The 7327-nt window shown below is 59.5% G+C and carries 8 protein-coding genes; 5 read left to right on the top strand and 3 right to left on the bottom strand.

All coding sequences use genetic code 11. The features are described 5' to 3' along the window. Positions 1 to 108 precede the first annotated feature (108 nt). A complete protein-coding gene (locus tag ACFMPD_RS17105) occupies positions 109 to 2550 on the top strand; it encodes an SIR2 family protein (protein WP_380997120.1) in 2442 nt (813 codons plus the stop codon). A gap of 125 nt (positions 2551 to 2675) precedes the next feature. After that, positions 2676 to 3113: a helix-turn-helix domain-containing protein gene (locus tag ACFMPD_RS17100; RefSeq protein ID WP_380997117.1), complete on the top strand. Its 438-nt coding sequence runs from the start codon at positions 2676 to 2678 to the stop codon at positions 3111 to 3113. A 3-nt stretch (positions 3114 to 3116) separates the two neighbouring features. Here the strand turns inward: ACFMPD_RS17100 and trfA are convergent, their stop codons facing one another. Next, on the bottom strand, positions 3117 to 4124 hold the full coding sequence (gene trfA, locus ACFMPD_RS17095) for a plasmid replication initiator TrfA (RefSeq protein WP_380997114.1): 1008 nt from the start codon (positions 4122 to 4124) through the stop codon (positions 3117 to 3119). A gap of 302 nt (positions 4125 to 4426) precedes the next feature. Between trfA and ACFMPD_RS17090 the strand changes: the two genes are divergently transcribed. Both ACFMPD_RS17090 and ACFMPD_RS17085 read left to right on the top strand, forming a co-directional pair. Then, positions 4427 to 4687: a CopG family ribbon-helix-helix protein gene (locus tag ACFMPD_RS17090; RefSeq protein WP_380997111.1), complete on the top strand. Its 261-nt coding sequence runs from the start codon at positions 4427 to 4429 to the stop codon at positions 4685 to 4687. Then, positions 4684 to 4992, top strand: coding sequence for a type II toxin-antitoxin system RelE/ParE family toxin (locus tag ACFMPD_RS17085; RefSeq protein ID WP_380997108.1), 309 nt, complete (start codon positions 4684 to 4686; stop codon positions 4990 to 4992). The genes ACFMPD_RS17090 and ACFMPD_RS17085 overlap by 4 nt, the downstream gene beginning before the upstream one ends. A 6-nt stretch (positions 4993 to 4998) precedes the next feature. Here ACFMPD_RS17085 and ACFMPD_RS17080 read toward each other — a convergent pair whose 3' ends face one another. Together ACFMPD_RS17080 and ACFMPD_RS17075 are read right to left on the bottom strand one after the other, a co-directional pair. Beyond that, complete coding sequence (locus ACFMPD_RS17080) at positions 4999 to 5556, bottom strand: 6TM ABC transporter family protein (protein WP_380997105.1); 558 nt, start codon at positions 5554 to 5556, stop codon at positions 4999 to 5001. Continuing rightward, positions 5553 to 5705 carry a hypothetical protein gene (locus ACFMPD_RS17075; protein WP_380997102.1) on the bottom strand — a complete coding sequence of 51 codons (153 nt, stop codon included), beginning with the start codon at positions 5703 to 5705 and terminating at the stop codon, positions 5553 to 5555. Before ACFMPD_RS17075 ends, ACFMPD_RS17080 begins: the two co-directional genes overlap by 4 nt. Before the next feature lie 388 nt (positions 5706 to 6093). Here ACFMPD_RS17075 and mobQ point away from each other — a divergent pair. After that, positions 6094 to 7327 (top strand): MobQ family relaxase (gene mobQ, locus ACFMPD_RS17070; protein ID WP_380997100.1); only part of this gene is annotated, 1234 nt, incomplete at its 3' end.

Genomic DNA, 7327 nt, shown 5'->3' with positions numbered 1-7327 from the left:
AGGCTGTCGCAGATGGCCCGCGCCCTCCCCGCCATATGGGGGCGGGGAGGGCGCTATCGTCTCACGCCTGTTTTTCCGTTAAAAAATTCAACCTAGGAGTTTGAACCCATGGAAAGCAATTCAGTTGACGAGTTTCAAAGGCGTTTCAACCTTGCCCGAAATGGCGGTGCTATCCTGTTCTGCGGCGCAGGGTTTTCCGCGGATTGCCTGAACTTTAATCCGGATGAAACGCTTGGCACGGGCGCACAGCTGCTCGATCTGTTCAATATAGAACTCCGTCAGGAGCCGCCATACAGGGATCTACGAAATGCCGCAGATGCCCTACAGGACAAGATTGCCGACAACGGCATGATGACGCTGCTGAAAGAGCGTTTCACCGTTTCCAACGTGACCTCTGATATGGCTGATCTGTTACGCTACCCTTGGCAAGCGATCTACACGACAAATTACGACAATGCGCTTGAGATTGCAGCACAGGCTGCGCAAAAACCGGTCGAGCCCCTCAACAACACAGATCAACCCGACACGGCCACGCCAAATCTCCCGATCATTCATCTGCACGGTTATGTGCAGAAATGGGACATACACAACATTCGTGAAAGCTGCGTGCTCGGAGCCGAAAGCTACGCAAATCTCACCTTTGTAAAAAGGTGGCTCAACCGCTTTCGACGCGACATCGACCAGGCTCAGATCGTGGTTTTTGTCGGTTTCAATGCCAGCGATTTCCACATCAACCAAGCGATCCACGACCTGACAGGCTTGCGTCAGAAGGCCTTCTTCATCAATCGCCCGACGGCCCAGGCCGACCCTGATGTCACCGCAGCCCAAAAGCGACTTGGCACACCGTTCTTCACCGGCCGCGCCGGGCTTGCCGATACCATCAGAGGACTTCTGGCAAAGGAGGCACCGAAAGAGCCACGCCTTGCCAGCTTCGTAAAATACACGCCTCCGGATCCCGCAGCTACGGTTCCCACGCAAACCCAGATTGAAGACTTGTTTCTATACGGCAAGGTTGACCCCTCGCAGCTCGCGCGGGATTGGTCCAACGATGTATCCGAGTACCACATGCAACGCAGCGCCGCGCAGGAAATTCTGGCCGCTATCGCAGGTGACACCCGAATTTTACTTCTTGAGGGATATCCCTGCGATGGCAAGACCCTGCTCACAACCGATCTTGCCTATCGCCTGTCGGGGGCGAGACCAGTCTACCAGATGCGCCAAGCTTATGAGAACCTGCTGAACGAGGTCGCAGACATTCTTCACCATGCGCCGAATGCGGCACTGATCATCGAGAACTGCTTTGATCTGCCAGCAGAACGGCTCGCCAGCATTGCGCGTCAGTTTGATGGGCAGGAAGGCGTCTTGATCCTCACCGGCCGGGCCGTGGCGGTCGATGCCAACCCTGTTGGCCTGGATTCGCTCGAAGGTTTCGGCAGTTTCCGGAAAATGCCCCTCGTCAGTCTTGACGAGAACGAAGCGCGCGCACTGAGCGACCTTGCCGATCAGATCACCGGGTGGCGTGATTTCTATACGCTTGCTACCGATGCGCGTCGTCGGTTCATCCAGAACACCTGCCAGTCAAGCCTGCCGCATTTCCTGATGCGGTTGCTCCGGTCAGACTACGTCACCAATCGGTATCGTGAAGAATTCAATAAGTTGTCATTTAGCCAGACCGAGCGTGCGGCGATCATCATCGCGCTCTTTGTCGCCCATATCGGCGAGAATGCACCGGTTTCCTTTCTCAGCAATGCGATGGCGACGGACTATGGCGCCATCATCGATGGGCTGAATGCTCGTGCCGGAAACGACAGTTTTCGTCTTGTGCGCCGGACCGGTGAGACCATTCAGGCCGTACCCTCGATCGGAGCCCAGAACATCCTGCAAAACCTGTTCAACGATGCCGAAATCGTTGATGCGATCGTCCCTTTGTTAAAGAATCTTGCGGCGACCTATCGAAACTCTTTCGAGCAGCGCATGTTTGGTCAGATGATGCGGTTTTCCATCCTATCTGATTTCGTCACCGACAGGGATGAAATCGACCGGTTCTTCGAGCACAATAAGCAGGCGCTGCAGATCAGGCGAATGCCGCTTTTCTGGATGCAATGGCATATGGCCCAATGTGCAGCCGGCAAACTTGGCGCCGCCGAAAAGCTACTCGAACAGGGATATCGTGAAGCCAGCGAGTTCGAACGCCGCACCGGAAGGGATTTCGACCGGCGCCAACTCGACGACCGGCGAGCAAAGTTCCTGGTGTTGCGGGCCGAAAATTCCAACCGCACTGGGGCCGACTTATTTAGGGATTTTAAGGAAGCGATCGAACTTACCAGCAAGATCCTGCGCCAAGATGAGCCGCAGTACTATCCGTTCGAGACCCTTGCAGAGGTCGTGCGTAGCTATGGCGTGCTGCGCCACGGCATGGACGAAGGGCATAGAGGACTGATCGATACGTGGCTTGATCAACTCGCAGTCTATGCCCGGCAGCGAGTCGGCGTGGTTCCTCTAGGATATCAAAGGGATAAGGCCCAGTCGGCGCTCGAAAATCTCGGATAGGGGCTGGCAGCCGTTATTGAGAGGGGCGTTTGAAGATCACGGCAACAGGGTGTAACATGCGTAACTGTAAGCCTCACAGTTAGATGAGGCGAATTGCAACCCTATGAGAGCGAGCGGTTACGCCCATGAGTTACACCCTAGGAGAAGCTGCGAAAGCGGCCGGTTTTAGCAAGCCAACGCTTTCCAGAGCTATAAAAAAAGGGAAGCTCAGCGCGAAACGCTTGGATGATGGTTCCTATAGTATCGACGCGGCCGAGCTGGAACGGTGGAAGGATGCTAACGGGCACAGAAACGGTGCCGTGAAGCGAATTGCAACCCCTAATGAAGAACCTGAAACACCCCCTGAAACCAGTGTGTTGCAGGCCGAAATTGAGAAACTTCGCGCCCAGGCTCAGGCCGATCAGCGCGAACGCGATTTTCTCGAACAGCGCATCGAGGATTTGAGAGATCGGGCCGAGCGGGCGGAGCGCAAGGAAGACCAGCTCCATGCGCTCTTGGTCGATCTGCGACCACAAGCGCCAGCCGCGCCGCGCAAGGGGTTCTGGGGGCGGTTGTTCGGGTAGCCGTCAGCGCAGGCTGTCTTGTTTTCTGCAATAGGCGACGAAAGCCGCGCCGGTGTTCTTTGGCGGATTTCCCTTGGCCGTTTCCGCCTGTGCGAAGGCAAGCCAGTCAGAGCGCAGGGCGTAGTAGTCTCGGCCCTTTTCCCTTGCCAGAGCGCGGGCCGTTTCTTCGGCCCAAGTGGGCAGTGAAATGGATGGTGTGATCTGCGCCTTGGCTTGTCGGGGCCGGATTGTCACCAGGTCGTTGTCGTCCAACTCGAAGCGATAGAACGGCGTCACATCGGCCTTGATGATCTCACGCAGGTTATGCCGAAACCGTTTGATGGGAGCGTTGCTGCCTGTCTTGTTTTGGAGCGTCGTCAGGCCGATCTGCCACTTTGGTTTATTGCCGCAGTGCTTTCGCGCAATCTCGTAGAGGCGGCGCTCAAGCGGGCGGCGCAGTCTGAAATAGTCGTTCGAGATGGTGACAACCTGGTCGGACTCGATAGCTCTCATGAGCCAACGCGACAGCTTCACTTCGCAGTAATCCAGCCGAAACCGCTCATCGTCTGTGCGGACGAAACCGCCCTCGTCGATCAGCGAGAAAATCCGTGTCTCGATCTTCCCGCCCGTCCGAATGTTGGTGACGAACTGCGTTCCTTGGAGGCGAGCAAAAGCGTTCTCAAGGCGTTTGTAGTGATCGCCCCCGATCTGTCGGTTGGTCGCTACGCACAGCTCCCGAGCCGAAAAACGCACAGTATCCCCGATGTCTTCGCCTCGGTTCATCCGGTGCATGAGTTGGCTGACAACAAAAATCAGAATGTCCTTGTCGAAGATGGTTGGCAGCCCGAGACCAGATGGTCTGATCTTCAGGACGTTCTCGCCGCTCCGATATTCGAGGTGCCGCATGTCTGGTTTGGTCGCCAGAGAGAACAGCGGGTGTTCCATCGTCGCCATGTCATCCTTCGGCACGGCGTCCGCGATATCGAGGACAAAGAAATCGAGGTTTGGATGGCGATCAGGAAGCAAACTCATTGATAATCTTTGGCCTATCAGGAACTTTCATGTTTGGCCTATCAGGAACCATTCGGGTGAGGCAAGACGTTTGGCCCTTTCGGAACCAAAATTTGGCCCTTTCGGAACCCAAGTTTGGCCCTTTCGGAACCGTGTGGATGTTTTCCAGTTTTTGTATCAGTATGTTAAGGAGGATTTTCGGCCCCGTAACACTACTCCGTAGGTAACACTATTAACACTAGGGCTTTGCCCAACCGGTTCTTTTCAGAAGCCACCGAATGGTTTATGTGTTCAGATGTACACATACTTAGAAAGAACAGGTCATGACCGCCAGCACGACGATGACGATCCGGCTCGATCCGCAGCTAAAAGCGAAGCTGGGAAGATTGGCGGAGGGAACACGCCGCAGCCGATCGTTCCTCGCAGCCGAGGCGGTGGAAGCTTACGTGGATCGCGAGCTGGCAATCATCGAAGGCATCGAGCGTGGGCTTGCGGATGTGGAAGCCGGTCGGACGGTCAGCCATGAGGATGCCATGGCATCCGTGCGCCAGGCGATTGAGGATGCGATAGGCGGCACCGCATGAACCGACCGGTCCGCTGGTCAATCGAGGCACTGGACGATCTTGCAGACCAGGTTTCCTACATTGCCCGTGACAACCCCGCAGCAGCTCGTCGTGTGGCCGATGCCATCGACAGAACGGCCTTGGCTCTGGGTGAGATGCCGACAGGGCGTCCGGGCCGGGTGACAGGCACCTACGAAAAATCCGTGACGCGCCTGCCCTACATCCTCGCCTATGCGATCACTCAGGAGGGCGGCGAAGAAGCCGTTGCGATTGTCCGGGTGATCCACACATCGCGCGACTGGCCTGCCGAGAACTGGCCGGACTGATTCCGCTCACTGATCCGGCCGAGTGAGCCAGAAGGCGCAGAAGCTCGATCCGTTCTCTTGCTCGACCACCTGCCCGCCGAACCATGATCTTCCGCAGTTGTAGCGCACTAGGTCATCGACCGAGAGCGCCGATTTGGCCGTTTCCATTCCGTAGGCGATTACAAGCCCCAGAATGACGCCTGTGGCGAGCATGGTGGCCAGCCAGACCCAGAACCCGCCGAAATAGCGCCACGCCTCTCTGCGGGCCTCTCCGGCGGCCTGCGTGAGCCTCTGTCGCTCCTGGGACAGTTGGGTCCGAATATCCCCCAGAACGCGCTCAGCGGCCTCTGTGGCGCTTTCCGTGGCGTTCTGGGCCATCCGGTCCCTGTCGGTTTTCAAGGCGCTCTGGAGGGCCTGTGGCGTCTCTCTGGTGGCCTTCCGCATATCCGCGACCGCCTCGGCCATGATCTGGTGCAAGGCCTGCGCCTCGTCCTTGTCGAGGCTGGTGCGCTGGAGCCGGTCCATGTCCTTGCGGATCAGGGTCAGCTCGTCGGCCAGTATCTGGAAGGGGTCTTTCGCGCTCACGACCGATCCGCCTTTGCTGCCGCCTGGTCCAGTTCCTCGATCAACCCGGCCAGCTCCTTCCGGTCCACTTCCCGCGTGACGGCCCGGCGCAAGAGAGCCGCGAGGGCACGGGCTTTTTCCGGTTCGTTGAGCGCGTTGGAGATCACCACCGAGCCGACGATGATCTTGCGGCGGGTTTCGCTAGCCTTCTGTCGCTCTTTCAGGCGCGCAAGCTTGGCCTGCGTTTCCGCAATCTGCTGGTCGATNTTCGTTGAGCGCGTTGGAGATCACCACCGAGCCGACGATGATCTTGCGGCGGGTTTCGCTAGCCTTCTGTCGCTCTTTCAGGCGCGCAAGCTTGGCCTGCGTTTCCGCAATCTGCTGGTCGATGCTGCGCGCCATTTTCTGCCCCCGTTCTTTTTGCCGCTGTTGCCTTTTTCACCGGTCTAGAGGTAAGGTGCAAGACACGAAGTGCCCACTTATACAAACTCTGTCGAGTTTGTGTGGGCGGGGGAGACTGGCGTTTCCCCTCGACCCCTAATCGAAGTGCGGCCCCGAATGGCGATCTACCATCTTCGAGCCTCGATGATTTCCCGCAGTCAGGGGCGCAGCGCCACGGCGGCAATCGCCTATCGCGTGGCGGAGCGTATCGAAGACCGCCGCACCGGGCTGGTCTTCGATTACGCCAAGCGGGGCGGCGTCGATCACACCGAAATCCTCGCGCCGGATCACGCGCCGGATTGGGTCCGTGACCGATCCGAGCTGTGGAACCGGGTCGAGGAATCCGAGACCCGCAAGAACAGCCAGGTCGCCCGCGAGGTCCGCGTGGCCCTTCCCGCCGAGCTGACCCATGCACAGCGGGTCGAGCTGGTTCGGGCCTTCGCCCAAGAACAGTTCGTGGAGCTCGGCATGGTGGCCGACATCGCCCTGCACGCGCCGGGACGCGCGGGCGATGAGCGCAACCATCATGCCCACATCCTGCTGACCACCCGCGAGGTTGGCGTGGAGGGCTTCACCACCAAGAACCGTGACTGGAACAAGGTCGAGGTTCTGGAAGGTTGGCGCGAAGCCTGGGCGCGGGACAGCAACGCCGCCCTGGAACGCGCCAGCATCGAGGACCGCGTGGATCACCGGACCTTGGTGGCGCAGCGCGACGAGGCGCTTGAGCTGGCGGCGGCGGCGCGGGAGCGCGGCGACGAGGGGGCGGAGCTGCGTGAGACCGTGCGGGCCATCGAGCTGGACCGCCCGCCCCTGCCGCAGCTTTCCCCCGGCGCGTGGCAGATGAAGGAACGCGGCATCGAGGTCGGCCGCGTCGGGGCCTGGTACGAGGCCAAGGCCCGCGCGGCCGAGGTCATGGAGCTGGCGCGGGATCTGGCAGGCCATGTCCGCGACTGGCTCGACCGGGCGGCGGACCGGGTGCTGGACCGTCTGGGATCGGGGCAGGGTGAGCTGGCGCTGGCCGGTGGCCGCGACAGGCGGGACCAAGAACCCGATCTTGCCTCGCGGCTCAAGGAGGCATGGGAAGCGCGGCAGCGCGACCGGGAGATCCCGGACGCCGCTATGCCGGAACGCGACGCCTCTGATGATCTGGCGGCACGGTTGCGCGAGGCGGCGCAAGGGATCGACCGGGAGGCCCTGGCCGACCGCGCGGCGGCGTTGCGCGAAGGCCGGGAGGCCGAGGAACGACAGGTTGCAGAGGACGCGGCGCGGGAACGTGAGTTAGAGCGCCAGCAGGAGATTGAAAAAGAAGGTGACAGCATTGCCGACCGGGACCGAGACCGTGGGCACACCC

Origin of the sequence: Sedimentitalea sediminis, assembly GCF_042687825.1 — a bacterium.
In the GTDB taxonomy this organism is placed as follows: Bacteria; Pseudomonadota; Alphaproteobacteria; order Rhodobacterales; family Rhodobacteraceae; genus Sedimentitalea.
The sequence above is the reverse complement of the archived record's forward strand: the minus strand, read 5'-3'. Positions and strand labels throughout refer to the sequence as shown.